This is a genomic window from Streptomyces sp. NPDC057654, assembly GCF_042800135.1.
Taxonomy (GTDB): domain Bacteria; phylum Actinomycetota; class Actinomycetes; order Streptomycetales; family Streptomycetaceae; genus Streptomyces.
This window is the reverse complement of record NZ_JBHVHQ010000908.1, coordinates 1-679: the sequence shown is the minus strand read 5'-3', so window position 1 is coordinate 679 and position 679 is coordinate 1. Positions and strand designations below refer to the sequence as shown.

Annotated in this window: 1 protein-coding gene; it reads left to right on the top strand. The window is 76.0% G+C overall.

Translation table 11 applies throughout. The features are described 5' to 3' along the window. On the top strand, positions 1-679 hold a 679-nt coding region (locus tag ACFU99_RS38090; protein WP_384401613.1), incomplete at both ends, for a serine/threonine-protein kinase.

Below are 679 nucleotides of genomic sequence, written 5' to 3'. Positions count from 1 at the left end.
AAGCTCCTGCGCGAGGAGCTCGCCTCCGACCAGGAGCTCGTCGGCCGCTTCGTCCAGGAGCGCGCCGCGCTGCTCAGCCTCGACCACCCGCATGTGGTCGGCGTCCGCGACCTCGTCGTCGACGGCAACGACCTGGCCCTGGTCATGGACCTCATCCGCGGCACGGACCTGCGCACCCGGCTCGACCGCGAGCGCCGCCTCGCGCCGGAGGCCGCCGTCGCCATCGTCGCCGACGTCGCCGACGGCCTCTGCGCGGCGCACGCCGCCGGGATCGTGCACCGCGACGTCAAGCCCGAGAACGTGCTGCTCGACATGCAGGGCGAGCTGGGCCCCGGCGGCGCGCACCCCGCGCTGCTCACCGACTTCGGCGTGGCCCGCCTCGTGGACGCGCCCCGGCACGCGCGCGCGACGCGCGTGATCGGCACCCCCGACTACCTCGCCCCCGAGATCATCGAGGGGCTGCCGCCGCGCGCCAGCGTCGACGTGTACGCGCTGGCCACGGTCCTGTACGAGCTGCTGGCGGGCTTCACGCCGTTCGGCGGCGGGCACCCGGGGGCCATCCTGCGGCGGCACGTCACCGAGACCGTCGCGCCGCTGCCCGGCATCCCGGACGACCTGTGGCAGCTCATCGTGCAGTGCCTCGCCAAGGGCCCCGCCTCCCGGCTGCGCGCCCCGGAGC